This is a genomic window from Alteriqipengyuania sp. (assembly GCF_964222115.1).
GTDB lineage: Bacteria > Pseudomonadota > Alphaproteobacteria > Sphingomonadales > Sphingomonadaceae > Alteriqipengyuania.
Genome location: NZ_CAXQBM010000082.1, coordinates 1 through 25,474 on the forward strand (window position 1 = coordinate 1; position 25,474 = coordinate 25,474).

The 25,474-nt window shown below is 63.5% G+C and carries 34 protein-coding genes, 1 tRNA gene and 1 pseudogene; 15 read left to right on the forward strand and 21 right to left on the reverse strand.

All coding sequences use genetic code 11. From position 1 onward, the window contains the following. From ACEQXE_RS12975 to ACEQXE_RS12985, 3 genes and pseudogenes are all read right to left on the reverse strand, one after another. A pseudogene (locus tag ACEQXE_RS12975) lies at nt 1–269 on the reverse strand (terminase large subunit); the annotation flags it as partial. 10 nt (nt 270–279) lie between these two features. Next, a complete protein-coding gene (locus ACEQXE_RS12980) occupies nt 280–765 on the reverse strand; it encodes a hypothetical protein (RefSeq protein WP_370179916.1) in 486 nt (161 codons plus the stop codon). 68 nt (nt 766–833) lie between these two features. Beyond that, a complete protein-coding gene (locus tag ACEQXE_RS12985; protein ID WP_370179917.1) occupies nt 834–1,142 on the reverse strand; it encodes an HNH endonuclease signature motif containing protein in 309 nt (102 codons plus the stop codon). A 624-nt stretch (nt 1,143–1,766) separates the two neighbouring features. Between ACEQXE_RS12985 and ACEQXE_RS12990 the strand changes: the two genes are divergently transcribed. Continuing rightward, nucleotides 1,767–2,027, forward strand: a complete 261-nt coding sequence (locus ACEQXE_RS12990; protein WP_370179918.1) for a DUF3892 domain-containing protein — start codon at nt 1,767–1,769, stop codon at nt 2,025–2,027. Nucleotides 2,028–2,069: 42 nt separating this feature from the next. Here the strand turns inward: ACEQXE_RS12990 and ACEQXE_RS12995 are convergent, their stop codons facing one another. The 13 genes from ACEQXE_RS12995 to ACEQXE_RS13055 form a co-directional block, all read right to left on the reverse strand. Then, a complete protein-coding gene (locus ACEQXE_RS12995) occupies nt 2,070–2,585 on the reverse strand; it encodes a hypothetical protein (RefSeq protein WP_370179919.1) in 516 nt (171 codons plus the stop codon). Between the two features lie 285 nt (nt 2,586–2,870). After that, nucleotides 2,871–4,685, reverse strand: a complete 1,815-nt coding sequence (locus ACEQXE_RS13000) for a phage/plasmid primase, P4 family (protein ID WP_370179921.1) — start codon at nt 4,683–4,685, stop codon at nt 2,871–2,873. Then, nucleotides 4,685–5,374, reverse strand: coding sequence for a DUF2312 domain-containing protein (locus tag ACEQXE_RS13005; RefSeq protein ID WP_370179922.1), 690 nt, complete (start codon nt 5,372–5,374; stop codon nt 4,685–4,687). The genes ACEQXE_RS13000 and ACEQXE_RS13005 overlap by 1 nt, the downstream gene beginning before the upstream one ends. Further along, entirely contained in the window at nt 5,371–6,051 is a 681-nt protein-coding gene (locus ACEQXE_RS13010) for a hypothetical protein (protein ID WP_370179924.1), read from the reverse strand. The genes ACEQXE_RS13005 and ACEQXE_RS13010 overlap by 4 nt, the downstream gene beginning before the upstream one ends. Further along, entirely contained in the window at nt 6,048–6,848 is an 801-nt protein-coding gene (locus ACEQXE_RS13015; RefSeq protein WP_370179925.1) for a helix-turn-helix domain-containing protein, read from the reverse strand. Before ACEQXE_RS13015 ends, ACEQXE_RS13010 begins: the two co-directional genes overlap by 4 nt. Further along, nucleotides 6,845–7,462, reverse strand: coding sequence for an MT-A70 family methyltransferase (locus ACEQXE_RS13020; RefSeq protein ID WP_370179926.1), 618 nt, complete (start codon nt 7,460–7,462; stop codon nt 6,845–6,847). Before ACEQXE_RS13020 ends, ACEQXE_RS13015 begins: the two co-directional genes overlap by 4 nt. Further along, nucleotides 7,459–8,460, reverse strand: coding sequence for a DUF6551 family protein (locus ACEQXE_RS13025; protein ID WP_370179928.1), 1,002 nt, complete (start codon nt 8,458–8,460; stop codon nt 7,459–7,461). The genes ACEQXE_RS13020 and ACEQXE_RS13025 overlap by 4 nt, the downstream gene beginning before the upstream one ends. Nucleotides 8,461–8,725: 265 nt before the next feature. Beyond that, complete coding sequence (dnaN, locus tag ACEQXE_RS13030) at nt 8,726–9,832, reverse strand: DNA polymerase III subunit beta (protein WP_370179930.1); 1,107 nt, start codon at nt 9,830–9,832, stop codon at nt 8,726–8,728. Then, the gene (locus ACEQXE_RS13035) at nt 9,832–10,230 is read right to left on the reverse strand and encodes a hypothetical protein (RefSeq protein ID WP_370179932.1); all 399 of its coding nucleotides are present in this window, start codon (nt 10,228–10,230) and stop codon (nt 9,832–9,834) included. Before ACEQXE_RS13035 ends, dnaN begins: the two co-directional genes overlap by 1 nt. Beyond that, complete coding sequence (locus tag ACEQXE_RS13040) at nt 10,227–10,811, reverse strand: hypothetical protein (RefSeq protein ID WP_372524242.1); 585 nt, start codon at nt 10,809–10,811, stop codon at nt 10,227–10,229. Before ACEQXE_RS13040 ends, ACEQXE_RS13035 begins: the two co-directional genes overlap by 4 nt. Next, a complete protein-coding gene (locus tag ACEQXE_RS13045) occupies nt 10,774–11,265 on the reverse strand; it encodes a phage regulatory CII family protein (protein ID WP_370179935.1) in 492 nt (163 codons plus the stop codon). Before ACEQXE_RS13045 ends, ACEQXE_RS13040 begins: the two co-directional genes overlap by 38 nt. After that, entirely contained in the window at nt 11,262–11,783 is a 522-nt protein-coding gene (locus ACEQXE_RS13050) for a cupin domain-containing protein (protein WP_370179936.1), read from the reverse strand. The genes ACEQXE_RS13045 and ACEQXE_RS13050 overlap by 4 nt, the downstream gene beginning before the upstream one ends. Then, nucleotides 11,780–12,166 (reverse strand): hypothetical protein, encoded by a 387-nt coding sequence (locus ACEQXE_RS13055; protein WP_370179937.1) that lies wholly within the window; start codon nt 12,164–12,166, stop codon nt 11,780–11,782. The genes ACEQXE_RS13050 and ACEQXE_RS13055 overlap by 4 nt, the downstream gene beginning before the upstream one ends. 107 nt (nt 12,167–12,273) lie before the next feature. Here ACEQXE_RS13055 and ACEQXE_RS13060 point away from each other — a divergent pair, with 107 nt between their 5' ends. After that, nucleotides 12,274–13,011 (forward strand): S24 family peptidase, encoded by a 738-nt coding sequence (locus tag ACEQXE_RS13060; protein ID WP_370179938.1) that lies wholly within the window; start codon nt 12,274–12,276, stop codon nt 13,009–13,011. A 6-nt stretch (nt 13,012–13,017) separates the two neighbouring features. On the opposite strand, the gene ACEQXE_RS13065 is transcribed toward ACEQXE_RS13060, so the two are convergent. Beyond that, nucleotides 13,018–13,590, reverse strand: a complete 573-nt coding sequence (locus ACEQXE_RS13065; RefSeq protein WP_370179940.1) for a hypothetical protein — start codon at nt 13,588–13,590, stop codon at nt 13,018–13,020. Between the two features lie 165 nt (nt 13,591–13,755). On the opposite strand from ACEQXE_RS13065, the gene ACEQXE_RS13070 reads away from it, so the two are divergent. From ACEQXE_RS13070 to ACEQXE_RS13125, 12 genes are all read left to right on the forward strand, one after another. Continuing rightward, nucleotides 13,756–14,034 (forward strand): hypothetical protein, encoded by a 279-nt coding sequence (locus ACEQXE_RS13070; RefSeq protein WP_370179942.1) that lies wholly within the window; start codon nt 13,756–13,758, stop codon nt 14,032–14,034. 272 nt (nt 14,035–14,306) lie between these two features. Then, nucleotides 14,307–14,735: a hypothetical protein gene (locus tag ACEQXE_RS13075; RefSeq protein WP_370179944.1), complete on the forward strand. Its 429-nt coding sequence runs from the start codon at nt 14,307–14,309 to the stop codon at nt 14,733–14,735. Further along, nucleotides 14,732–14,980 carry a hypothetical protein gene (locus tag ACEQXE_RS13080; protein ID WP_370179946.1) on the forward strand — a complete coding sequence of 83 codons (249 nt, stop codon included), beginning with the start codon at nt 14,732–14,734 and terminating at the stop codon, nt 14,978–14,980. Before ACEQXE_RS13075 ends, ACEQXE_RS13080 begins: the two co-directional genes overlap by 4 nt. Next, nucleotides 14,977–15,108 (forward strand): hypothetical protein, encoded by a 132-nt coding sequence (locus tag ACEQXE_RS13085; RefSeq protein ID WP_370179948.1) that lies wholly within the window; start codon nt 14,977–14,979, stop codon nt 15,106–15,108. Before ACEQXE_RS13080 ends, ACEQXE_RS13085 begins: the two co-directional genes overlap by 4 nt. Continuing rightward, entirely contained in the window at nt 15,105–15,248 is a 144-nt protein-coding gene (locus tag ACEQXE_RS13090) for a hypothetical protein (protein WP_370179951.1), read from the forward strand. Before ACEQXE_RS13085 ends, ACEQXE_RS13090 begins: the two co-directional genes overlap by 4 nt. Next, nucleotides 15,245–15,406, forward strand: a complete 162-nt coding sequence (locus tag ACEQXE_RS13095) for a hypothetical protein (RefSeq protein ID WP_370179952.1) — start codon at nt 15,245–15,247, stop codon at nt 15,404–15,406. The genes ACEQXE_RS13090 and ACEQXE_RS13095 overlap by 4 nt, the downstream gene beginning before the upstream one ends. 88 nt (nt 15,407–15,494) lie before the next feature. Then, a complete protein-coding gene (locus ACEQXE_RS13100) occupies nt 15,495–16,160 on the forward strand; it encodes a hypothetical protein (protein WP_370179953.1) in 666 nt (221 codons plus the stop codon). Next, nucleotides 16,153–16,578: a hypothetical protein gene (locus ACEQXE_RS13105; RefSeq protein ID WP_370179954.1), complete on the forward strand. Its 426-nt coding sequence runs from the start codon at nt 16,153–16,155 to the stop codon at nt 16,576–16,578. Before ACEQXE_RS13100 ends, ACEQXE_RS13105 begins: the two co-directional genes overlap by 8 nt. Further along, nucleotides 16,575–16,829, forward strand: coding sequence for a hypothetical protein (locus ACEQXE_RS13110; protein ID WP_370179955.1), 255 nt, complete (start codon nt 16,575–16,577; stop codon nt 16,827–16,829). Before ACEQXE_RS13105 ends, ACEQXE_RS13110 begins: the two co-directional genes overlap by 4 nt. Before the next feature lie 309 nt (nt 16,830–17,138). Next, a complete protein-coding gene (locus ACEQXE_RS13115) occupies nt 17,139–18,248 on the forward strand; it encodes a tyrosine-type recombinase/integrase (RefSeq protein ID WP_370179956.1) in 1,110 nt (369 codons plus the stop codon). Next, nucleotides 18,204–18,313: transfer RNA gene (locus tag ACEQXE_RS13120), tRNA-OTHER, on the forward strand. The genes ACEQXE_RS13115 and ACEQXE_RS13120 overlap by 45 nt, the downstream gene beginning before the upstream one ends. A 158-nt stretch (nt 18,314–18,471) precedes the next feature. After that, nucleotides 18,472–20,661 (forward strand): TonB-dependent receptor, encoded by a 2,190-nt coding sequence (locus ACEQXE_RS13125; RefSeq protein WP_370179957.1) that lies wholly within the window; start codon nt 18,472–18,474, stop codon nt 20,659–20,661. A 60-nt stretch (nt 20,662–20,721) separates the two neighbouring features. Here ACEQXE_RS13125 and ACEQXE_RS13130 read toward each other — a convergent pair whose 3' ends face one another. Then, the gene (locus tag ACEQXE_RS13130) at nt 20,722–21,174 is read right to left on the reverse strand and encodes a DoxX family protein (protein WP_370179959.1); all 453 of its coding nucleotides are present in this window, start codon (nt 21,172–21,174) and stop codon (nt 20,722–20,724) included. A gap of 170 nt (nt 21,175–21,344) precedes the next feature. On the opposite strand from ACEQXE_RS13130, the gene ACEQXE_RS13135 reads away from it, so the two are divergent. Continuing rightward, on the forward strand, nt 21,345–21,920 hold the full coding sequence (locus ACEQXE_RS13135; protein WP_370179960.1) for a hypothetical protein: 576 nt from the start codon (nt 21,345–21,347) through the stop codon (nt 21,918–21,920). Nucleotides 21,921–21,928: 8 nt separating this feature from the next. Here the strand turns inward: ACEQXE_RS13135 and ACEQXE_RS13140 are convergent, their stop codons facing one another. From ACEQXE_RS13140 to ACEQXE_RS13150, 3 genes are all read right to left on the reverse strand, one after another. Next, nucleotides 21,929–23,104, reverse strand: a complete 1,176-nt coding sequence (locus ACEQXE_RS13140; protein WP_370179962.1) for a trans-acting enoyl reductase family protein — start codon at nt 23,102–23,104, stop codon at nt 21,929–21,931. Between the two features lie 208 nt (nt 23,105–23,312). Continuing rightward, a complete protein-coding gene (locus tag ACEQXE_RS13145; protein ID WP_370179963.1) occupies nt 23,313–24,539 on the reverse strand; it encodes a serine hydrolase domain-containing protein in 1,227 nt (408 codons plus the stop codon). A gap of 459 nt (nt 24,540–24,998) precedes the next feature. After that, nucleotides 24,999–25,433, reverse strand: a complete 435-nt coding sequence (locus ACEQXE_RS13150; protein WP_370179964.1) for a hypothetical protein — start codon at nt 25,431–25,433, stop codon at nt 24,999–25,001. Nucleotides 25,434–25,474: the final 41 nt, after the last annotated feature.

Below are 25,474 nucleotides of genomic sequence, written 5' to 3' on the forward strand. Positions count from 1 at the left end.
TCTATGAACCGCCTGATCAGCCGCCGGCCGCTCGCCGGATCCTCTGCATCGAACAGAGCGGCGACCAGGTTGAGCACGTCCTGGTCGACCACCTCGCCCAGTGTCGGCCAGCTGCCGTCTTCCTTCCGTGGCAGGTCGGTGACCTGCAGGCTGCAGAAGACCCCCATCGCGTCGGCAGCCTTGGCTGGGAACAGCGGTTCGATCGGCACCAGGCTGTCGCCGGCCAAGATCCGCTCGCGCCAGTCCGGGCAAGCGGTCGACCACTTCATGGCTCGGCGCTCAGTTGATCTCGGACGGGGCGGGGCGAGGCGCGAACATTCCCTCGACCTTCGCCGCCTGCTCGAAACGTTGTGCCTTCACGCCCTTCGGCGGCACCTTGGTTTTCGGTTCTCGGCGATCCTTGATAACCTCCGCCGCCCGTCGCGCATTGCGGGCATCGTCGCAGCGGTCGAGCAGCGCCTTCGTCGCGCTGGTCGAGCCGCCCTCCGATTGCTCCCACAATTTCGCGAGCTGCGCGGCCTCGACTTTGTCGAGCATCGCCTCGCGCTGCTGCACCTCTGAAAAATAATGCTTGCGCAAGGTCGGCTGCGTGATGCCCATCGCCGCGGCGACTTCCTTCACGCTGCGGCCAACCGCAAACAACATACTGACACGCTTGGCTTTTTCATCGGTGCGGACGTGCTCGGGCCGGCCACGCTTTGCATCGCGTACGATCACGGGGTCGCCGAACAGGTCGACCGCCCCCGAATTCTTCGCTGCAACCAAAAAAAATCTCCGAATGTGGGGAACGGCGGTGTTCGGGCCGCGATCCTTTTGAACTTTCGACCACCCCCCTATGGCTTCGAAACAGCACGCCTTGCCCGCTCTCGAGCGGTCTTCGCATTATGGCACGGCCAGCACATCAGCCTGATGTTGCTCGGATCGAGTTCCGCGCCACCATCTTTACGTTCGACGATGTGATCGCCGATGATCCTGCCTCCGGCGCCACAGCGCTCGCAAAACGCCCCGCGCTCTGCCTTCAGCTGCTTCACCAGTCCGCGCCATTCGGGCGACTGGTAGAACCTTTCCGCCCGTTTCGGCAGCGCTTTGAGCTTCGGCTTGATCGGGGACAGCCGCGGCATCAACATCTTCAGGCGCGTCACGCGGTCACTCCGGTTGCAAGATGAAGGCGCGGCAACCCGTGAAGGGCCACCGCGCCTATGGTCTGGCGTTCCATCGAACCAAGACAGGAATAGGGGGAGAGGACATCCGGCCCGTACGCCAGCGCCAAGCATATCCGGTGGATAGCCTATTCAGGCTGCACAAACCGCATGCGATATTTACTGCACACAAATATTGTGCACTTGACTTTCGCGAACGCGAGCCCGGCTGCGGTCCCAAACTGCACAATAACACGCGGTCGGTATCGATCAAAAAAACGCGACGCGCTGGCAACAACCACACTCGGGGTGGTGGAAAGCAGGGGAAGAACCTGTGGAAGAGTCGCGAGAAATGGTCGACTTGGTGACGTTTAGCGGAGTTCTCCACCTTATTCACAGGCGCCAAACCATTTACCCGCGCTAGACGGCTTGCCCGGTACACCATGCCAATTCATGATCGCCAGGTCGACTAGAGGCCGAGCCCGGATCAGGGGCCCGGCTCTCCGGTTTCGCGAGGAAGAACGAGCCTGCCTCACGAGACGTGTCAGCTGCGGCTTGCAGCTCCGCTCTTCTAAGCGGAGTGCCGACACGGCGGCAAGGCTCCTTTTAACGAAGGACCAAACTTCAATGGACTATCGCATCACAGCAACACGCAAAGACGGCCCCGATCCCGATTACCGGATCGATGCCTTCAAGGTGAACGGCACCTGGTACACGATCGGCCAGATGATCGGCTTCATCAGGGATGGCTATCGCTTCACGGTGGAGGCTGCCGGGCGCATCGTGAACGTCGTGTTGAAACAGCATCCTCGCACCCTGCGCTGGTATCTCACGACCGAGGCGGATGGCTTCCCGCCCAACAACCTTCTCGCACTTCCGAACGACTGAAGGCAGGTGCGCCCGCTCTCCACCGGGCGGCGGGCGCACCCATCAATCCACACTCCGCACGATGCCCTGTGCGGCAATCGCCCGCGCCCGGCGCACTGGCCACCCGTTCAGCCGACACAGGATGATGGCCAGCCCGCGCACATATCGCTGCGCCAGCGCCGATGGCGAGCGATCCGTGCGCGCCCACCGCCTGATCTTCGCCCATGGCACGCAAGCCTCGCCCTTCTGCAACCGCGCGGTCGCCATCCACACCACCTGCCGATCGAGAGGGTCGTCGAGGAGATCGAGCCACGCGGTCACCCGGTCCCGCTCACTTACCTCGGCCGCGTCAAGAGCGGTGCGAGGCGCACGGTCAGACGCGACACCGTCTGCACCTTCCCCGCCATAATCGCCCGCCGCCGCCGAACGCTGCATCAGATGCCAGGGCGCATCGCCTGCGAACGGCCAGTGAGATCCCCCCGGACTGCGCCACCAAAGTACCTGACAATCGATCAGCGCCGCCTCTACATCGGCCAAAGTGGCCACCTGCGCGCCTTCTAACTGTCGAACATCGCTCATCGCTCCAAAACTCCGCCATCTGGAGCAAACCGCTCCATTCCAAAAACAGGCCAAAACCGAAGGTAATTCAATTGCTTGCCCTTCCACTTCCTTCTTCGAATGGAAGAAATGGAGGAATGGAGCGTAATATCGCACCACCCCCACGCGCCCGCGCCCGCACACACGAAGCGGCACGCAGTTTGGCTCCATTCCTCCACACGCGCAGGAATTCGCCGGAAACCGGCTCCATTTCCCGTTTCGAATGCTCCAATACTCGCCCCGATGGAGGCAAACCGCTCCATTTCATCAGTCGAAGCCCTCCGGGTAGTCGTCGTAAGGCGTGCCTGCTCCATCCACGGCGGCGGCAGCTTCGGCTTCGTCGGCAGCGGTCCAATAGCCCTCCTTCACCGCTTCCAGCGCCACGGTCGGCTGCACGCCGATCCACCAAGCGCCGTTGCTGTGTTTTTCCTTGAAGCGCTTCGCCGCGATCTCTTTCGAGAAGGCGCGCTCAGCCATCTCGTAGGCGCCCGTCTGGTGGCACCACGCGGTGTAGAGCTCGAACAGCTCGCCCTTGCGCACCCGCATGGGTCGCTGGCGCGTGTCCTCGCCTATCTCGCAGGTCTGCCGCAGGAACCGCCCGATCGTGTCCGAATCGTCGCGATATTCGCTCGTGGCGAGCCGCACGTCCTCCGGCTCGATCAGGCCATGTTTCTTCCAGTCGAGCAGCCCGCGCATCAGCCAGGCAAAGATGCCGTCGCGCTCGGCCAGCAGCTTGTCCTTCAGCGCCTTGTCACGCAGGTGCGGAGGAATATTCGCCTCCCACGGCACCAGTTGCATCCGTCGCCAGATGCCGTCGCTGGTGTCTTTGATCACCGGCTTGTTATTGCCGCTAATCGTGATCTTGAAATCGGGAAAGAACGTGAAAAAACCCTTGTTCAGGTGCCGGGCATCCACAGGGTCTTCGCCGGTTAACTCCTTGACCAGCCCTTCGTCCAACACGGCACCCTTGCTGGGTTCGGATACGCGTAAGAAACGCACGCCCGGCAGCTTCGCGATCGCAGGCGTCGCCTGGTCGCCACTCTTCTTGCCTTGATCGAGCAGGCTCTGAATCTTCACCGTGCCGGCATAATCGCCCGCGATGCGCGCGATGGTCTCCACCCACGTGCCCTTGCCGTTACTGCCGCCGCCATAGAAGAACGCGAGCTTCTGCTCCCCGGTGAACCCGGTCATCGAAAGGCCGCCCCACTGGGCGAGGAACCGGCGCATCTCCGGCTTGGGCTGCACTACGGCGAGGAAGTCTTCATATATCTGCGATTTCGCGCCCTCGCGATACTCTACGTCGGCCAGCTTCGTGATGAAGTCCTCGCGCGCGTGCGGGTGCAGCTTCATCACCCACGGCGTGTGCCATTCGCTTTTCCCCGCAGCGACTTCCGCTGCCGGTCGTTTCCGCCGCCCGCGCTCCATGCGGAGCGTACCGTTCAGCACATTAATCGCCATCCGTTCGCGGTCGAAATCCTGCACCTGCGCGACCAGTGCGGACATGCTCTTCGCCAGCGCGCCTGCCGCGGCAATCTTGCCCGCGGCCTCGCTCGACCGAGCCCACTCGGCCAGCTTGTCCGAATACATCACGGCCTGGTTGCGCTTGAAATCGACGACGAAATCCATCTTCGATGCCTGCTCGCGCTCGAACGCTGCCAGCGCATCGCCTGCCAGCCCCGGAGGAGGATCGGACCGCTCCCCGCTCGCACGCACCAGTTGCGCTTCGTTCTTGATCGCGCGCATGGTCGAAAAGATCGCCTGCATAACCTCGGGCGGCAGCTGCTTGGGCTCCTCGCCCAGCAGCAGCCATCGCCGGCCGTCCCAGCGAAACCAGCCAAGCTCGGCGCAGAAGCGGAAGTCCTGTCCGTGCCGATGCACGAACCGTTCCGCATTGCCGAGATCGGTCATGGGAAAGCGCGCGCAGGCCCGGTCCAGCGCATCGTCCGCCAGCGGCCGAAGCGCCACGATCTTGCGGCTCCCTGCATCCCCGTCATCGCTTTCAGGCGCTGCCGCTCCATGCGGAGCCGAGCCGGAACCTTCCCCCGCGGGGCCGGGGGTCGCATCTTCATTGGCGGAAGACATCACCGATCTCCGATGTCGTGCCAGGCCAGCGCACTCGCGGCACGGGCCGGTGCCTGCGGCCCACCGAATGCCGCGCGCAATGCCGGGTCCTCGGTCTCGCCCGAAACCCCGCGCACAACCGATCCACCGGCCTCGATACTGCCACGATACATCTGGTAGGTTGCCTCGCCCGCGCGCATCGCATCGCGCCCGTGCATGGCGCAGTTCTCGATCCAGCGGATCGCCGCCATCAGCGGTTTGACCAGGAACCCTTCGCGCTGGGCCAGCGCCTTTCGCGCGGCCTCTTCCTTACGCAGCTGGGCGATATCTGCGCGAATATCCATTAATGCGGTCGCATGCTCAACCAGAGCCTGCACCTGCGCACTATCCTCCAGCCCGGCCACCTGTTCGGCCAGCATCGCCATCGCCAGTGCCCGCGCATCGGGGCGGGCATCGGGTACCTCGACTGCCTCGCCCCCCAGCGCTGCCTCGTAAGTCCGCAGCAGGATATCCGCCTCCTCGCGATCGGCCAGCGGGATCCGCGCACGCGCGCATACCTTGCGGAAGGTCTTGCTGTCATAGCCGACAGCCTTGGCCTCGGCATGCACATCGCGAATATCCTGCGTAATTCCGTCGCGTTCGTCCTCGAGCCGCAACACCCGATCCACCAGTAAACGCAGCCGTTCGTCGCCCTCGTCGATCCCGGTCATGCCGCGCGCCTCCCGATCCTTTCGGCAAGCGACAGGGATGAATCGTCCACCTGTACCTCGACCACGCGAGGCAGGCCTCCATGCGTCAGCCGCGCCAGCACGCCGCGCCCGGCCCCACTATCGGCGACGATCGCCACGCTTTCGCCCAGCATCCGCAGGGCAGGCGCAGCGGCATTCCAGTCGAGTACGCAAATCCCTTCGCACCCCGCCAGCAGCCAGGCCCACGGATCGTCGTACAGGCGCAACCGGGCCCCTCCGCGCATAAATCTCTCTTCGCTGGCGCGCTCCATCGCATCTCCGCCCAGCATCGCCGCTGCGCCGGTCAGCGCAGACCATTCGCCCGGCGCATGGCTGGCGATCGCGACCGCATCGATCATCGCGCCGGAGTCGTCGCGGACAGCGATCAGAAGGCGTGGATCGGGCCCATCGGGCTCCCATTTCCGCCCGGCGGCATTCACCCGCGCCACCTTCAGCAATCCTGCACCATGCAGCGCGGCGACAACCGGGCCCGGCACGCCTGCATCGATCAATCGCCGGATCGCGGCAAATGGCGGAAAGGGCAGCGCGTCGAAAGTCTTCTCCACCGCGCTGCGCGGGACATGGAACGTCTCGATCCAGCGGGTCAGCACGCTGTCCGCCAGCACCAGCAACGGGTCGATTCCGGGTGAAGCACTCATGCCGGCATCTCCGACAGGGCAAGCCCGCGGCGGCGGCGGCCGCAGGCCTGCGCTTCACGCTCCAGCCAGTGGATTTCATGCGCCCTGCGCGCTTCTTCGCGCTGGCGGCGGCGGGCAGCGATTTCCTCGGCCCCGAGGCCCTCCCTGTTGCCAAGGTGCTCCAGATGACGGAACGGACGCCGCTCCTGTGCGTCGCGCAACATCAATTGATCTTCGCGCGCGTCGATATCGGCCTGGATCGCAGTGAGCAGCGGGTCGCTCTCCGCTTTGGAGCGCGGAGGTGGGTCCCTGAACGGTGTGGCGCGTACGAAAGGCGGGGGCGGCACCCAGTCGGCAGGCACGGGCGGTGGAGCAACGCTTGGTGTATCGCTGCCGTCCGCCGCTTCCCGTGCCAGCTGCGCAAGGCTTTCCGGCGCGAAACTTTCCAACTGGTCCAGGGTCAGCCTCTGCCTCACCGTTTCCAGCACTATGTCGGTCTGCTCGGTATATTCCGCGCAACCCGCGCGGCGCTTTTCCACCGCACGTTCGCCGTGAATGACCGTCGAATGGTCGAATTTGCCGAGAACCTGCCCGATCATGGGATAGCTCAAAGCAGGGAATACGCGCCGCAACATCCAGAAGGCAACCTGCCGGGGGCGGCTGAACCGCCATGGCCTCAGGCGGCTTCGGATCTGGTTCATCTCGATCGCATAGAGCTCCGCCACACAGCCGACGGCGAGCAGGTGCCGCCGCGAAGGCTGCCAGTTGCCCTGTTCGACCCACCGGGGACGCTTTGGTCGGTTTCCACTACCGCTCACGCCGCAGCCTCGCCGACCATCTCGAACTTGTCGGTCTGGTTGCCCCAGCTGGTCCAACCCGGCCTCTGCGTGCGCGCGAACAACTCCAGATAGGGCCCCTGAACGAGCGCCTCTATCCGGTCATATTGGCAATCGGGCTTGCGGCTGTGCTCGCGACGGGGCTCGATGATCGTCTGTCGCACGCTCGCGGTCAGCCGTTTCGGAGATCCCTTCGTGAACAGCAGGCAGGGCTCTACCTGCTTGCGAGTCCAGTATCCGAACCCCATGCGAGGCTCGGGAATGTCGCCGGTGAACATATCCACCTGCTGCGCATCGACGAGCCGCTGCTTCAGCCAATAAAAAGCGTCGGTCTTGTAAGAAAAGCCCCAGGCTTCCGCCAACGCGATACTCTCCGTAAGATGGCTGCCGACCACCCACATAAACAGCGCACAGTCCTTTGCTGCACGCGCTGCAACCGGCTGCTCAGCCATCTGATCGAAGGTCATCGTTCGATAGTGATCTTCGGCACAGCGATGAGGCGTCATGTTCTCACCGGAGAAAGTACGAAACGCCCACGGCGGATCGGCCAGAATGCACCCAAAGTGCTGCGTGGGCAGGGCGGAAAGATCACTCACGCAGCCACCCTCCGCAGGCTGCAGAAGCGGCTCTTGCACCCCTCCGCCTGGTCGCGGCGCACCCGCATATCGCACTGGTCGCACCAGGCCATGCCATCCATGTCGGGCTTGAAATCCAGTACGGGTCGCGTTTCACCCACCTTGGCTGCAGCAACGTGTGCGCGTCCCGGCCAGCGAATTTCGCGTATCACTTGCAGCGCAGCACCCGCACGGCCGAGTTCGGGCCGGGCACCGCTCCGCTCGAGCACCCGCTTGCGCAGCTCCTGCTGGCCGATAGCACCCAGCTCGGCGGTGAACTTGGCGAAATCTCCGGCAGGGAAATCGCGATCCTCGGCCATCTGCTCGGCACACACTGCGACGATCCCGGGCCATACCGTGCCCGCATATTGCAGGATCGTCCCGGCAAAAGCTGCGCCCAGAACCTGAAGGGCCTCGCTCGTCACGCGCGCGCCTTCGCGTCGCCAGCTGCGCTGGATCCCGCCGATAATCGCCAGCTGACCCGGTTTCCAAGCGATGTGATTGCCATGCGCGGCCAGCGAAAGTCCTGCTTCGCCCAGCGCCGCCATGATCGCCCGGGCTTCCTCGTCTTCGCTCGCCAGCGCGGCCTTGAACAGGTCGAGCGCACCCAGCGGGCGCCGCTGCTGGTTCAGGTGGACGAAGCTTGCCGCCTCGTCCCCAGCACTGGCGTAATCGATCACCACGCACGGAAGCTGTGCAATGTCGCCGCGAAGCCGCGCAGCAGCGAGCCGGTGCTGCCCGTCGATTACGAACAGCCCACCACCATTCTCACCAGCACGGCGGCTGACCACCAGGGGCTGGCACAAGTCCCAGTTCCAGTGCTGCGCTATCCGGCGGATCAGTGCCTGCGATTCGCGCGCCTCGATACTGCGCTGGTAGCTGCCGTCGATGGCGAGTTCGGCAGGCGGCATGAACTGCAGCACCGGCATCCGGCCGAGCGGCGGATTCACCTTCAGGCGCGAAGTGGCGGCCCGGGCCATCAGGCTCCAGCCTTCTCGACAACGCGACTGGAGAGCATATCCCCGGGCCGCGCACCGGGCACGGGCAACGTCAGCGGGTTCGGGTCCTTCGGTGTAGAGCCGGGGAATATGGGCCCGCTGGCACGTCGAGAAGCGCGCATGATGGCATCTGCCATGGTACCCTCGCGCCGCATATCTTGCGAGGATAGCGACAGCAGTGCCGCTATCCTCGCGGAACACAGCTTCGGCCAGTCGTTCGAAATCTTCGGAAAAACGGCTCATCGCGTTAACCCCTCATGCCCATGATGACTTCGCGCGCACCTGCCAGGTCACCCATGTGCAGCAGCATCTGATTGGCCGCGGGCAACAGGTGCATGCACACCGCGTCGACACCCTCCAGCGCGTTGACTGCATCGCCGAGGAAATCGGGATTGACCGTCATTTCCTCGTTCACGCCCCCGGTCGCATCGCATGGCAGCTCCTCCACTGCAGTGCCGGTTGCGTCGGCGGTAATCTGTAAACTGATCGCACCCTCACGTACCGTGATCCGCATGGCGCGGTTCTTTTCGATCACCAGCTTCACCCGGCGCAACGCCTCGCGCATCGCCGCCGCTTCGAACCTGATCGGTTCGCATTCGGGCTGCGGGAAAACGCGCTGGTAATCCGGGAAAGTCCCGTCGATCACCTTGCCGGTGAACAGGAAATCGCCTGCCTCAACGCAGAATTTCGATGTGCTCCAGCGCAACTGCGCCCGCCCGGGCATATCGGAGAGGAGGCGCTGGAGGATGGTCACCGCCTTGCGCGGCAGGATCACGTCGGGTGCGCCGCCCTGCCAACCCTTGTCGAGCGGCATCGCCATGCCCCGCCGGCCGTCTGTCGCGGCCAGGCACGCCCGCTTGTCGATCTCGTGCAGGAATATCCCGTTGAGGTAATAGCGCGTCTCTTCGGTCGAGACTGCGTGTATCATCTGGCCAAACAGCTTGGCGAGTGCGGAACACTCGAAGCCGAGCATCGCAACCATTTCGCCGCCCACCATGCTAGGGAAGTCACTCGCATCGATCACCGGCAGCTGGTACCGGCTCCGGCCAGCGCTCACCGCCAGTCGTGTGCTGTCCATCGACATCTTCACCTGCGAGCCCTGCGGAAGCGCGGCAGCAATGCTGGCAAGCCGCTTGGCGTCCACCGTCACCGCCAGCGGCGCGTCTTCGGTTGCCTGTGCCAGCGGGATCGTCTCGCGATATTCGCAATCGAGATCGCTGGTGGTCGCCTGCAGCCCGTCATCCACCTCGATCAGCCTGACATTGGACAGCACCGGAATGGTGTTCCGTGTCTCGACGACTGTGGCGGCATTCTTCAGCACGCGCGCAAGTTGTGCGACCTCCATGATGGCCATCAATTCTCTCCTGTCTGGGTAAGTGCCGCCTGCGGCGATGCGCGACGGGCGATATCTGCTGGCGCGGCCTCTGCGGCTGTCACGTCCGCCATCGTCCGGTGATTGTGGAACGGGTAGGCCTCGCTGGTCGCGGTACCTGTCGGCGACAGCAGGCCCTCACCCTCGTGCAACCCGGTCGTCAGGTCATCGATCAGGATCGAGATCGCGCGCACCGTGTGCGCCGCGAAATCGTTTTGGTCGAACCCGCGATCGACCACGCGCTGCGCATTGTCGCGCTTGCGGCGCATATAGGCCAGCACATCGGCCCGCTCGGCACGCGCGCCGGCGCGCTCGCCCACATCCTCGCCCGCTTCGAACCCGATCAAGCAGGGCGGCGCATTGGGCACCAGCGCGTTCATCCTCCGCTCCTGTTCCGCGTTCGCGGGATCTCGATCTTCGGATTGCGGGCATCGCTGCGGTCGATCCGCACACGCCCTTCGCTTTCCAGCAGACCGAGCAGGTATTGCGCGCGCCGCCGGCCGCGATTGCCCCGCGGCAGTTCCAGCGCCGCCGCGATCGCGGCAAAGCTGGGGCAGGGCTTGCCCGCCGCCGCCAGGCTGCGCAGGTGCCGCGCCAGCGCCGAAAGTTCGCGCCGCACATCCTTCCCGCGCGCCGCCCGGGGCATGTCCGTGCCCGCCTTCGGTCGTTTCTCCGCGCAGTAGTCGGTACAGTTGGCGCGGCCTGCCTTGCGCTGGAACAGGTGCACGGCGCCTTTTGCCTGCCAGTTACGCGCCAGCTTCACCGCCGGGTGATCCCCCAGCAGCGGGCCGGTTGCGTAGACGATCTGTTGCCCGGGCTCGGCATGCTCCAGCCATCCGGCCATCGCCTGCGGATCCGCGTAGGTAGTCAGCGGGCCGATTTGCCAGCTGGCGGCGTCGCTTCGGGACTGGACCGCACCCATCTCAATCGTCCCCCGACCGGGGCCGCTGTGAACAGGCATCGTCCTGCGCCAGCACCAGCGCCTTCAGCCGTGCCAGCGCGGCCTGCGCCTCATCGATCTCGCGCGCGACCTCATCGCGCTCCATCGGCTTGAAGTCGCTATCGGCCACTGCATCGCGCAGCCGCACCGCGACCTCGCCGAACTCGGCGGTCGCGGCGATCATCGCCCCGGTTACGGCGTCTGTGCCCATGTCCGGATCGGGAAGGCGGATCGCCACATGCCCCAACTCGCTCGCATAACCCGCCAGAATCGGCGGCACTCGACCCTCGGCGATGGCGATCTCGTCCAGCGCCAGCGCATCGTGCAGCATCGGCAGGTCGGGATGGTTCAGGTTGTTCCAATTGCCCACCTGCGTGCGGCCGACGCGATCGACAGTGGCGCGGGCGCCATCAATCCCACCACACAAGGCAATACTCGCACGGGTTGCGCGTTTGAGGCGTCCGCCCGCGCTCATGCCACGCGCTCCTGCCCATGCGCGGTCACTGGTGAGGGTGCATTATGCTCCCCGCACCCTCGCCCCACTTTCGAGCTATCATCCGGATGGGTGAAATCCTTCCAATGAACCCATCCATGTGGGCACTCGAAGCCCCATTCACGAACCTTCGGACCCGTGATGAACAAACTGACTGCGCAACTTCCCGGCGCCACCTCCAACCGGTGCAGAGCCTCGGCAGGGCGCGACACGACATCGCCAGCCTGCCGCACGAAGCGCCCCTCGGGCGTATGCTCGACATAGACGCCGGAAATCAGGAAGCTGGTATTTGGCCACGGATGATCGTGCAGCGCGCGGTCATCGTCACTCTTGCGAATTTGGTGAAGGTATACATTCGCAAATGGATTACGGGGTATCACCCACCAGCGGCGAAGGTAATCGTTCCCGATGACGAAATCCGGAGCGCGGGACGCCATAAGCGCACAGGCCCACTCCTGCATATCGTCGATGCTCGCCATCGGTACCATCGCGCCGCTCACGCTGCACGCTCCTGGGCGTCGTGCCCTGCGCATTCGGGAGCAACCTCGCTTGGGCTTGCGGAAGCGCCGGACAAATCGCCGCTCAATCCAGCAGACACGTCAGATGCCGGCAGGGTAACCCCTACCACATGAGCCAGCTCGACCGCCTCGCTTGCCACCCTGCCTTCGGGCCAGTTCGCCGGGTCGATGAGGTAGCGCGCGAACTTTTCGAGAGTATCTGTACTGGGGCCACGCCGCATCGCGCCGAGATTGTCGAAGAACTTTCCATCGTCCATTACGCGCTTGGAGAGACGCGACAGCGGGGCGCGTTCGCCACCATCGTCAGTATGCGCTGTGGCCCATGCCTCGGCACACAGAGAAAGACGGGTCTTGAGATCGATCACGCGGAACTCCCAGAATGAGTGCCGCGCTTATAGGGGGAAATAGCCCCCTAGCGTCAAGGGGAAATAATCCCACTGTCACTTCTTTTCTCCGGGGGGATAATCCCCCCGTGCCAAAACCCGCCGAAATCCTGATCGAACGTATCGACGAGCGTCTCCAGAAAATGGGGAAGACCCGCTATTGGCTCTCGAAAGAAATCACCGAAGGCAAGACCACAACCACAATTCGCGATATTGATCGGCGGGGGTCGATGCCCGCAGCGGATCGGCTCAACCGGATAGCGGACGCTCTACAGACAAGTACCGAATACCTGCTCGGCAAGACGGGCAATCCCGATCCCGTGCGCAGCGAAGTCGGCATTGGCAATGACGCGATCGATTTCGACGGGGCGGAAACCTCTGCAGAACCGATTCCCCTGATGGGCACTGGCGATTGCGCCGATCTCGGCGTGATCGGCCAGGATGGGCAGCATGTCGAGATCGAACGCTCCAGCTTCGATCCCGATTTCCATGTTCGCTACATCCGGCGGCCGCCGCTGCTTGCCGGCCGCCGAGGTGTCTACGCCATCTATTTCCATGGATCCTCGATGGAGCCGCGATTCTACGCGGGCGAGGTCGGGCTTGTCGATCCGAACCGCCCACCCGGCCCCGGCGAATATGCCCTAGTACAGCTCAATACCGGCGATAGTGATGAAGTGGTCAGCGTACTCGTCAAGAAGCTGGTTCGGCGCACCGCGAAGGAGCTCGTACTGGAACAATACAACCCGGCGCTGACCTTCACTTTGCCGATCGCACAGGTTCAGCGCGTCCACCGCATCATGCCGCAGACCGAGCTACTGTTCGGCTAGATCGAGCTAGTCTAGTCGTTTCATTCCAACGCGTTGGCGTACATCGTTCAAGCCCGACAGGCACTTATCCGACTGATTATTGGCCTGGTCGATGTTCTTCCGAATTTCGGAAATTGTCGAAGGGCGATAGCTCCCGTCGAAAAGACGCGCCGCCGCCTCCGCACCGTCTTGCGACAGCCGTGTAACTCGCCTGCAGTCGTCCTCGACAAGCAGCATATGCCTGATGACATCGCGACCTACCATGTCGGGCTTGTCGGCGCTGGCCATGCCTGCGGTGACCGCTCGGCACACCAGCGCAGCTCTGGTAGCCTCCTCGAAGCCGCGTTGAGCATTTGCGATCACGTCTTCGAAAGCAGGGGCAAAGCCCCGGATTCTCCTCTGGCATTCGGCCACACGCCCAGCCACCTGCATAGACCAGGTGTTCACCGCATCCCGCTCCATTTCGGAAGGGGATCGGGTCTCACCCTGATCGCTATCTGCCAGTTCTTGGGTGCCCTTTATATCCGTCCCGACCGCGGTGCCGATCGTATTGAACCCCACAACGAAACATAGCGTCGCAGTGACGACCTTCAGCCACATCGGCCATGCGCGAACCTTTTCGAGCTCCCTTTGCGCAAATGACATGCTGCAATCTCCCCACTCGAACATCGTCGAAATCCATCGCATCTCCAAGAATAGGATAAATCCCCTTGACGGTGGGATATTTCCCCCTGTATCTCCCATCGCCATCGAAAGGGAGACATCATGCTTGCAACCGCATCCCCATTCCCGTTCCCCGGCAGCAAGGGCTTCGTTCTCGGCACCTGCGATCCGGTCACCATCATCCGCAAGAACGATGATGGCACCGCGCTGGTCCGCCGCGATCCGCGGCCGCATGAAATCCGCAACCGCGACGCCAGCGGCAACGCCACCATGCCGATGGCCGATATCTTCGAAACCGAAAGCGAAGCCTTCGACGCCAGCATGAAGGCAAAGCCAAAGCCCCGCCGCAAGAAGGCTCGAACGGGGAGGGTGAGCAAATGACCGCTCCGTTTTGCAAGGATTGTCGGCATTTCGAGAAGCCTATCGGGAGGCCGCGCTGCCACCGCAATAGCGTTCTCCATGTTGACCCGACCGACGGCAGCAAGGCGGTGACTGGGTCCGTGGACGCTCGCATTGAACGCCAGGGAGGCAGTTGGTTCGAACATCTTTTCGGCCATCGTCGCTGTGGCCCGGAGGGGCGACTCTTCGAACCCAAGGCGCGCGCGCTCGAAAACAAATTCGACCGTGAAGCCCACGATGCGGAGTGCGGATAGATGATCCCGCACGCCCCCGCCATCGCCGCGCAGGAATGCACCCGTCGCCTCGCGCTGGTCGAAGAGGCGCAGCAGTCCGCCCGCCTCGAGCCTGCACAGGCGCACACCCTGCGCCGCTGCTGGCTCGCTATCGCTGCCGCCTGCGGTGCGCACCGCGAGCTGCCCCAGCTGGTCTGCCACACGAAGCTGGCCTTTCCGCCCGAACGTGCGGGAGAGCCTGCGGTGCTTCACTACGCGCCCGAGGATTTCATCCACCGCAGCGCTTGGCAGGGCGAACTGCGCCGTGCGCTCGCCACCGCCCGCGGAAAGGCGCGCGATGATGCCAGCGCGGCCAACTGCCGCCGGGTCGCCGTGCTGCTGATCATCGCCATCGCCGCCGGTGTCGTCCCGATGCCGACCAGCGCTGCACCCGAAAGGATCGCCGCATGAGCAAGAAGCGTATCAACCCATTCGATCGCGGCACGGCCGAACACGTTCTGTTCGATCGCTGGCGACGCGCAATGCTCGCAGCCAAGGCTGCAGGTGAAGCGCGGGATCAGGCCGCTGTCGAACATGACGCATACGAGGCCAAGGCAGGGGAATATGCCAAGGCCCTGCGCGCCCTTGGACATGGCGAGCATCTGCCGGGAGGCGCACAGGCGCAGCTTCCCGCTCCTTCGGGGAATTCGGAATGACCGCGCGCCTGCTCGCCCTCTTCGAGGACACTATCGCCTTTTGCGCCGCCTGTGTCGGCATCTGGCTGGTACTCCACATGCTCGACCGCGTGATCTTCGGCCTTTTCATCAACGGAGCCCTGTCATGATCTATGATTCTCCCGATCCCCTGTGGGATGCCCGCCGCCGCGCCGAGACGCGTCGCCGCCTGGTGGTCGCAGCGGGTGCTGCCGCTCTGGCGCTGTTCCTTGCCTTTGTAATCGCAGCCGCGCTGGAGTGGCTGGCGTGAAGACGGTCGAGATCGATATCGAGATCCCGCCCGGCTCCTACCGCGCCGCGCAACAGCCGGATGGCGTCTGTTCGGCCTGCCGCCAGACCGAGTGCGCGCACTCCGATCCCGTCTATCTGGGCATCCACCCGACGAGGGAAGCCGCTAAATGCGCCTGATCAGCGCCATGCTGGCCCGCCTCGTACGCAGGCTGCTCGCCCACCACAAACCCGCCGACACACTCCGCGAATGGGAGGACTGGAACTGATGGCTGACCGAGGGATCATTTTCAGCGCGCCGATGGTGCGCGCACTGCTCGACGGGCGAAAGACGCAGACCCGACGCCTTCTGACAAACGCGCCCGAAGGCGAAGGCTGGCATTGCGATCCTGCAGAGACGCCCAGCGGCTACCGCTTCGTAGCTGAGGGCGGCACCCCGTCCCTTCCATGCAGGTTGCCTCATGCCATCGGGGACCGGCTGTACGTGCGGGAGACCTGCGCGATTGTCGGGAATGTCGATCCGGGCTGGGTTCTCTACCGATCAAATGGATATGAAGCCGAGTGCGAGCGTCACGGGTTCGACGATCCGCCGCCGGAGAACGAGGTGCGCTGGCGGCCCTCCATCCACATGCCACGATGGGCTTCGCGCCTTACGCTGATTGTCAGCGACGTGCGTGTGCAGCGCCTGCAGGCGATCAGCGAGGAAGATGCACGAACGGAAGGGCTTTCCCGCTGGGATATCGGTGGTGAAGGCACCCGCTGGAACTGGCACGACTCCCCCTCGGTCGTTTGGCCCCAAGCTCGTGCTGCGTTCGAGGCTCTCTGGAACTCGCTCCACGACAAGCCAGGAACCACATGGGCGGACAATCCGTGGATATACGCAGTCACGTTCGAGGTGGTGCACAAGAACATCGACGAGGTGGAGAATGTTTAAGGGTGCCTCCCAAAGCCTCCAGCGCGCGCATGGCGTGAGCGGCCTGATCGCGGAAAGCCAGCCTAGCGACGCTTTGCCCGAAACAGCCGCAATGTCGCTGGAGGAACTGCACGCCGAACGCGCACTGCTGATCCAGCAGAAGACCCAGCTCGAAATCGAGGTGAAGGCGCAGAAGAATGCCGGGCACACCCATGCCGTGCGGGGTGCGGGCTACCGTATCCAGACCCTGTGCTCGCGCCTGTCGGAAGTGAATGCCGCGATCAAGGCGCGGAACGCGATGAAGCAGGAAGAGCTTCGGAACGACACGCTCAAGACCATCTACGCTGCTGTGCGGGCACATTTGGAGCCTGACGGTATCGATGCTGGTGAATGCCTTTCGCGCGTGATCGACGCGCTAGAAGTCGAGGTGCCAGCATGAGCGAACACCAATGCTTTACCGTGAAGCCGACCGCATTCCTGCGCACCCTCTCGCGCGAGGAAATGAACGATGCGATCGCGGTCCACTATCAAAAGCCGCCTCAGCGCACCGAGCGCGGCACTACCTTCGGGCTGTGCTTCCCGATCCTCGTCGTGCCTGGATACGTTGAAAATCGCGAGGAAATGGCCGCTAAGGTTGCCGCGATCCTCAATGAGCATTGGGCCGCCGAGCAAGCCGAGGTGCCCGCATGACCGCGCTCCCCACCGGCCACCTCCTTGTGCTCGGCGGCACAGGCTCCGGCAAGACCGTCACCGCCAAGGGCATTGTCGCGCTGGGGAGGCTGTTCGAATGAGCGCCCACACCGAAATCACCGGCTGCGCCACCCTCGACGCCGGCAATCCGCCGGCAAAGTGGGTCGAACTCCTCGCTGAGCGCGGGATCGAGGTGTCCGAACGTGTCCTTCGCCAGCGTGCCAATGAGCTGGGGGCTTGCCACAGGCTAGGCAGGGCGATGATTATCACCCCTGCGCAGATGGACGTGATTCTAAAAGCAGGTGAAAAATGCCCCTCGAACCCTACGCCCGCGGCTCCACATGGTGGGCGCGCGGTCGCATCGAATACAACGGCCGCAAGATCGGGCGGTACGTCCGCTGTAGCACTGGAGCAACTTCGGAAGCGGGTGCAAGGGACTGGTGCCGGGAAGAGGAAGAACGGCGCATCCGTGCATTCCTTATCGGCGAAGAGGCGGCAGAACGGCCGCTGACCTTTGCCGACGCGGTGATCACATACGATGCCGACCCGCTGACCGCCAAGTTCCTGATCCCCATCGTCGAACAGATTGGGGATATGCCCGTCAACGACATCACGCCCGAACAGGTGCGCGATCTCGGCGTTGTCATCTACCCGCACACTGGCACCGATCTCTGGCACCGGCAGGTGATCACGCCCGTCCGCGCGGTGATCAACCACTTGCACCATCGCGATCGCAAGCGCTGCAATCCCATCCGGATCCGGGCCTACACCCAGAAGGAAAGGCTCGACCAAGACAAGCGGCGGGGCAAGCGCAGCCGGCGCGAACGCCGGCCGGGCAGCTGGCCGTGGCTGACGAAGTTCTGCGCCCACGCCACGCCGCGTGTTGAGGCGCTGGCGCTGCTGATGTTCGTCACCGGCGCGCGCGTGGGGCAGGCGATCGCCATGCACCCGCACAAGCATCTGGATCTTGCGAATGCCCGCGTCTGCATCCCCGGCGCAAAGGGGCTCGACGATCGCTGGATCACGATCCCGGACTACCTGGTGGCGAAGCTGGAGGCTCTCGCACCGCGCGTCCCCCGCGGTTGGGATCGCCGGCCGGCCAACCTGCGCGTCTTCGGCTACGCCGACCGCGGCGGCCCACGCAAGGAATGGAACAAGGCGATCAAGGAAGCCGGGATCGAGCCGCTGTCATTCCACGAGGCCGGCCGACATGGCTACGGACAGGAAATGAAGGTCCGCCAGGGCGTCGATAGCGAGGCTGCGAAGGCCTACGGCGGGTGGTCGAGATCAAGCCGCGTCTTCGACGAGACGTACACCCACGCCGAGGACGCAGAGGCGAAGATCCTGGCCGCTTCGCGTACAGGACGAGTACAGGCGGGGTTAGAGGTATTGCCGCAACCCAAGGAAAAACGCGCCTAAGCGCCGATTGAAGCTCATTCTTGCCAAGGTTGGGGTCGGGCGTTCGAATCGCCTCGCCCGCTCCAGTTTTTCGAACAATCCGTTGAATCGCGCGATTCGATCGCACGCCAGATCGGGGCGCACGCCCAGCCGCGTGCGAGATTCGGGCAGGGGTTGTGATAAAATATCATCCTTGTTAGGGGCGGATGATATACTGTCACCAATACCCATGGTATCGCTAAGTATGAACACGCCTACCCTCGGCAGCTTGCCGCTGCTCGCGCTCGCCATTTCACTCGTTCCGCAGGCTGCCCAGGCACAGCAGACCCAGCCGTCGACCAGCGCGAGTGAAGCCGACGACGATTTCCATAATAGTGGCGTGAACAGTAACACGATCATCGTCAGCGCGCCTGGGGTCGAGGATCTGGACGTCCTGGCCGGCACCTCCGTGGTCGAAGGGGTCGAGCTTCAGCGCAATATGGACGGGCAGGTGGGCGAAGTGCTCGACGATCTGCCCGGTGTTTCGGCAACGGGCTTTGCACCGGGCGTATCGCGCCCGGTCCTGCGCGGTTTCGGCGGAGAGCGTATCCGCGTGCTGACCGATGGTGTCGGCACGATCGACGTGTCCAATACATCCGACGATCATGCGGTCAGCATCGATCCAATCAGCGCCGAACGGATCGAGGTGCTGCGCGGGCCTGCCGTGCTGCTTTATGGTAGCCAGGCCATCGGTGGCGCAGTCAACGTGATCGACAAGCGCATCCCGCGCCGCGTCCCCGACGAGCCGATCCATGTCGACGGGCTCGCCAGTTACGACACGGTCAATGATGAGTACCGCATCGGCGCCTCGATCGATGCCCCGCTGGGCGGCGGTTTCGTGTTCCACGTCGATGGGAGCTATCTGGACGCGGGCGATGTCGATGTGCCCGGCCAGGTCCTGACCGCCGATCTACAGGCCACCGTGCTCGACCGCGCGGAGGAGGAAGACGACGAAGGCAATTTCGAGGAAGCGGACGAGCTTCGCGAACTCGCCGAACTGACGGGCACAGTTTCCAATACTTTCATCGAAACCAAGTCGCTCAACGGCGGCCTCGCATTCTTCTCTGGCGGGAGCAATTTCGGCTTCGGCGGCGGCTATTACGAATCGCTGTATGGAGTGCCGGCAAATCCGGCTGGCGGACACCACCATGAAGAAGATCCCGGAGCAGGTGGCGGTGCGGAAGAACACGAAGAGGGCGTGTCGATCGGCCTGAAGCAGTATCGCGCCGATTTCCGCGGCGATATCGATCTCGGCTCTGGCTTCCTCGATCGTTTGCAGACCCGTGTGGGTTACAGCGATTACACGCATACCGAGTTCGAAGGCAGCGAAGTCGGCACCGTGTTCGACGCCGAAGGGCTCGAAGGCCGCGCCGAATTCATCCAGAGCCCCTTGGGCAATCTGCGTGGATCCTTCGGGGGCCAGTTCTACTTCCGCGATTTCGACGCGGTCGGCGAAGAGGCTTTTGTCGCTCCGAACGAGACCGAGCAGTTCGGCCTGGTCACCTTGCAGGAACTGCGTTTCGGCAATTTCCAGCTGGAAGCTGCGGCGCGTTTCGAGACGAGCGATGTGCGCGCGGTCTCGATCGGCGTGGAACGCGATTACGATATCTTTTCCGGCGCGCTCGGCCTGTCCTACGATGTCGGCGGTCTGCGGGTCGGCGTGAACGGGTCGCGTGTCGGGCGTGCACCTGCGGGCGAGGAACTGTTCGCCGATGGGCCGCACGTGGCAACCGGTCAGTACGAAGTGGGTGACGTCGACCTGGAGATCGAACGCGCATGGGGCGTGGAAGGCTACATTCGTGGCAATCTCGGCCCGGCGACAGTCAACCTGACCGTCTTCAATTCGTGGTTCGACAATTTCATCTACCTCAACAACACGGGCAGTTTCGTCGACGAAGAAGGCGACCCTGTGCCCGCCGACGATGAAGAGGCGATCCCGCTGTTCAACTACCTGCAGCAGGATGCGACATATTTCGGTGTCGAGGCCGAGGTCAGCATGCCGTTTATCGAGAATGGCGATTTCGCGGTGATCGGCGAAGCAAGCGCCGAATATATCGATGCCGAGCTGGCGGACGGTTCTCCCGCTCCGCGAATCCCGCCTCTGGGCCTTTCCGGCGCGCTGACCGTGCGGACCGGGCCGGTCGATATTCGCGGCGAGGTCGAATATTTTGGCGAGCAGGACGATGTCCCCGCTTTCGAAAGCACGACGGACTCCTTCACCTTCGTCAACGCGTCGGTCGCGTGGCGTCCGTTCCAGGGCGACACCAATGTGACCCTACTCGCCAAAGTAGAGAACATTTTCGATCAGGAAGGCCGGCGCGCGTCGAGCTTCACGCGCGATTACGTACCGCTGCCGGGTCGCAATTTCTCCCTGAGCGCACGCTTCAGCTTCTAGCGGGCGCCGTAACAGCGCAGGGTGGGCCCGTTCGTTCGGCCCACCCTGTCGCTCCTCCGATCAATCGCCGGATGCGGTTACGGCAGCGCGGGCGCGTGCCTTGGCGGAGCGCAGTTCGGCCCTGCGCGCGCGATCCCGCTCGCGCCATACGTCCACCGATCCGCTCGCCTGGCCATAGGCGAAAGTCATCAGCAAGCCGCCCGCAATCGCGAGATTCCTGAGCGCGATCTGCACTGCCTGCGCGTCGCCTACCGTGTGGTGGAAGAAGAAAATCGTCCCCAGCGTGAAGATAAAGAGCAGAATGCTGGTGATGCGGGTCATGAAGCCGATGGCCAGGAATACGCCGAACACGACCTCGAAAATCCCGACAGGCAGGGCGATTGACGCGGGCAGGTCGGTCGATCTTTCGATAAAATCGGCCGTGGCCGACACATGCATCACCTTGGTGATACCCGAAACGATGAAAATGGCGGCGATAAGCATTCGCCCCAATACCGAAGCCAGGAATGCCATCTGCAGTCTCCCCATAGCTGCGCCTGTCATACCAATGTGCAGCGCGCCGGTTTGCTCCCCATACCATAGCTATCGACACGCTTGATGGGTGCGCATGGGCCGCTCGTCGAGAATTGCTATACATCGGAGCGGGGCCTGCAACATTGTGTGAAACGATGGGGAGAACGATCATGCGCACGACCCTGCTGGCACTTCTGGCGATCGCATCGCCGGTGGCGGCCCAGGAGGCCGACATCGCACCGCCGGGCTGCGACTACGGAAGCCCGCATCCCGATGCGCCGGAGGAACTGGCGCAGTTCGATTTCCTGATCGGCGATTATGCGATCACCGCGCATGCGTGGCGCAATGGCGCGTGGACCCCGCCGCGCCCCGGACCGGCTCCGCGCTGGAACGGGCGCTATATCCTTGGCGGCATGGCAATCGCGGACGAGTGGTACGATCCCGATCCGGGTCTCGATCCCGATGGCGGGCGCGGGGTCAACATCCGCATGTGGGATCCCGAAGACGGCGAGTGGGACATGATGTGGATTGCGACCGGCGGGCGACAGGTACAGGACCTGCGCGCCGGGATGGTCGATGGCAAGCTGACCATGCGGCAGGTCTATCCCGAGCGGGCGAACTTCCGCGCCACCTTCGAACGGCTCGGCCCCGATAGCTGGCAGCGGATCACTTATGCGAAGGACGAGGCTGGCGAATGGCAGCCGACCTTCAAGCTGGTCGCCACGCGCATTCCCTGCCCGGCCTAGGCGTCCGCTCAGTCCTCCACCCCGAAAGTCAGTTCGGCATGTTCGCGTAGCCGGGCCACCAGCGCTTCGCCAAGGATCGAACCGGGCGTGCCAATGCCACCCGGCGCGTCGCTCTCCAGCAGCGCGATGCCCGTCTCCCCGATCATCCGGCTGGTCGAGCCATAGCCCGGATCGTAGCGGCCCTTGACTGCGTAGCGCAGCGTCTCGCCTGCCGCCGTCTCGCCCACAAACAGCACATCGTAATACCCGTTCTCGCGTTCTTCGGGCGTCGGCCCCTCGCCCGGCTTGGGCGGTTTTGCGCCGAAGGGGTTCTTCATCATCTCTGCCGCGGCATTGGCCGCCGCCTTGCCCGCCTCGCCCGGGCTGGTCAGCACCATCTCGTCATAGCGGAAATCCTCTCCCCAGGGGTGCCCGCGCAGGAAGTTGGTGCGGTGCACGTTCTTGGTGTTGATCGGCGCCATCACGAAGGGCGCGGCCCACTTGCCCAGATCGCTCTCGTACTTGGGGACCATGCCATTGGGCTGGCCCGGCCCCTCGAAGCCGGGCGTGAGGCCGAAGGGGCTGCGCATGATCGTGATGAGCGAGGGGTCGCGCGCCATCGCCTTCATGCTCTCGGTCAGGCTCGCTGCGGTGCCGCCCGAGAACGTCCCCTTCATCGCTCGCACACGCCCACGTACGGTCTTGCACGGCGCGCCGAAGCGCTCCTGCGCTTCCTTCTGGAGCATCAGCACGCCGAGATCGAAGGGGATGGAATCGAAGCCCGAGGAGAAGCTGATCCGCGCCCCGCTGGCCTTCGCATCCTCGTGATACTTGTCGATCATCTGCCGCATCCACGCAGGCTCTCCGCACAGGTCGGCATAATGCGTTCCGCTCTTCGCGCAGGCGGCGAGCAGCGGTTCGCCATAGAGCTGGTACGGGCCGACCGTGGTGATGACGACTTTCGCCTGCTCGCACATCCGATCGAGGCTGACCTTGTCCGCCGCGTCCGCGACGATGGTGGGGGTGCTATCGGGAGCGCCGATTTCGCGCTTCACCTCGGCCAGCTTGTCCGGATTGCGGCCCGCCATCGCCCAGGTGGGAGCATCGGGCTTGTCGCCATATTCGCGCAGGAAATGCTCAGCGACGAGGCGGCCGGTATACCCGGTCGCGCCGTAGATCACGATGTCGAATTGCTTGTCGCTCATCCATCTTCTCCCAAGTTTGCTCTGCCCCTGACACACCTGACACAGTGTCTAAAGCAGGAAAACCTGCCTCCCCGCGAACCGATCCGAACACTGGCACATTACAGGAGGCAAAGGCAGGGCGCATGGCAGCACTATTGCAGCTTGCACACGAGTAGGAAAATGGGCGGGCATGATGCCGCGCCCATCACCGTTGCTCGGCCCTTCCTTCCTACTCGGAGGGCGCCTGCGAATAGACCAGTTGGCTGAATTCCTCGAGTAGTTGGGGGTTGCCCGGCGCAACGAGGGGAAAGGCGACATAGGCTGTGAGGTCCCGGCGCGGATCGATCCATAGCCGGGCGTAGCCGCCGCCGCTCCACCCATATTGCTCGGGCACACCCGTACCGCGGCTCGCATCTGTATAACGAACGGCCCCGCCAAAGCCCCAGCTCCAGCCATCTCCCAAAGTGGAAAGTGCGCCAAGGTGATCCTGCATCATCAGTTGCACGGTTTTTGCCTGCAGGATTCGCGTCTCGCCAAGCGCGCCGCGCCCGTGCAGCATGCTTGCAAAACGGTTCAGGTCGGCAGGGGTCGATTCCACGCCGCCCCCGCCGAAGAAATAAGTGGACCTCGGGTACGGCTGGGTCATCGCCTGTTCTGCAACGATTTCGCCATTGCTGACCGGGTAAAGCACTGGCCTGCGTGCCAGCTTCTCGTCCGGCAGGTAGAAATAGCTATCCTCCATGCCGAGCGGGCCGAACAGGTTTTCATCAAGGAACTGCTCCAGGGTCTGCCCGCTCGCCTGTTCGATAACCGCACCAAGCACCTCGTAATGGCCGCCGGTATTGCCGTAATCGTAGTGCGCCCCGGGCTGTGACTGCATCGGCATCGCCGCCAGCGCGCGCGCGAAGTCGGTGGTGGTCGTCTGCCCGACATGGCCGAAGAAGACCGGCCAGTAATCATTGCCGCTCACATGCAGGCCGCCAGTATGCGTGAGCAAGTGGCGAATGGTTACCTCGCCCTGGATCGGGGTGCTGCTTGCTGTGCCAGCGGCGTCGCTTGCCTCGATACGCAGGTCGGCAAATTCCGGGATATACTTGCTGACCGGATCATCGAGGTCGATTTGCCCCCGTTCGTACAGGATCATCGCCGCGCTCGCGGTGAACATCTTCCCGATAGAGGCAAGCGGGACGATTGCATCGCCGCGCATCGGTTCACCCGGTCGCAACTCGCCTGCGGTACCGATCCAGCGGATCTCGCCGCCCTGCGCGATCATCGCAATTGCAGCGCCGGTTCGGCTTTCCTCTACCGCCGCATTGAGGAAGTGCTGAATGCGGGCGAGCTTCTCGTCCGAGAGAGTTGTTTCCGCAATCTGCGCCTGCGTATCCGTTTGTGCCGACGCGGCCCCCGGAATGGCCACCAGTGCCGCCAATGCCAACCCTATCGCCGTGTGTTTCATGGCTACCTCCCCGCATGAATCGAGCTGCTGTGACGGAATCCATCCGGTGAGCCGGCAACTCTCGCGCTCGCCTGACGCCGCCCACCCGGCACTGCCGGGGCAAGTGGCTTTCATCCTCATATGATCGCTAAGCATGGATTCGCGGCGAAGGGGTGCGGTAGTCTGCCGACTGCCGACCTGCCTCTATGAGCGGGGCCGCCCGTCGGTACTCGTAAACGGGTGCCTGAAGCGTCCGGCAGCGTCGCTCCGCGCTGGCCTATATCTTCGTAGGAATGACCAACGACACCGTGTGTTGCCAAAATTTCCAACGCATTGCCGGAGCAAGTGTCAGGTCGAGCAAAGCCGAAAGAGTGCAATAATATGAGTGCATTCTGGCAGATAGAATGAATACAGATAGCGCAATCACCGATTACAATCACCGTATTTGCGAAAGCCTTGGATAGCCGCTTATCATTTCTTTCATTGCTGCATGGCACGAAGGACCCTCAATTCGGAGGGATTGATGGCAAACGCCTTGCGAGAATTGTGGCACGACGAGAAAGGCGCAGGAGTGGTCGAGTATGTGCTCCTCCTAGCGCTGCTGGCTTCCGGTTCGCTGGTCGTTCTGAATTCTCTGGGTACGGAAACCTCGGCAAGTTTCACATCGACCAGCGATCGCTTTTCCCAGACCTCGAGCGCCTCCAGCACTGGTGGCGCCAGCAATGGCGGTTCGACCGGCGGCACATCCGGCGGCGGTTCCAGCAGCACCGGCTCGAGCTCGGGCGGGAGCAGCTCCAAATCCAGCAGCAGCTCCAGCAGTGGCGGTTCCAGCAGTAAGGAATCGAGCAGCAAGAAATCGAGCGGTGATGACAAGGGCGGCTCGGGGCCGAGCAATGCGAGCTCGGGTGGCGACAACGCCAGCTCTGGCGGGAGCAACGGTGGCAGTTCAGCTCAAC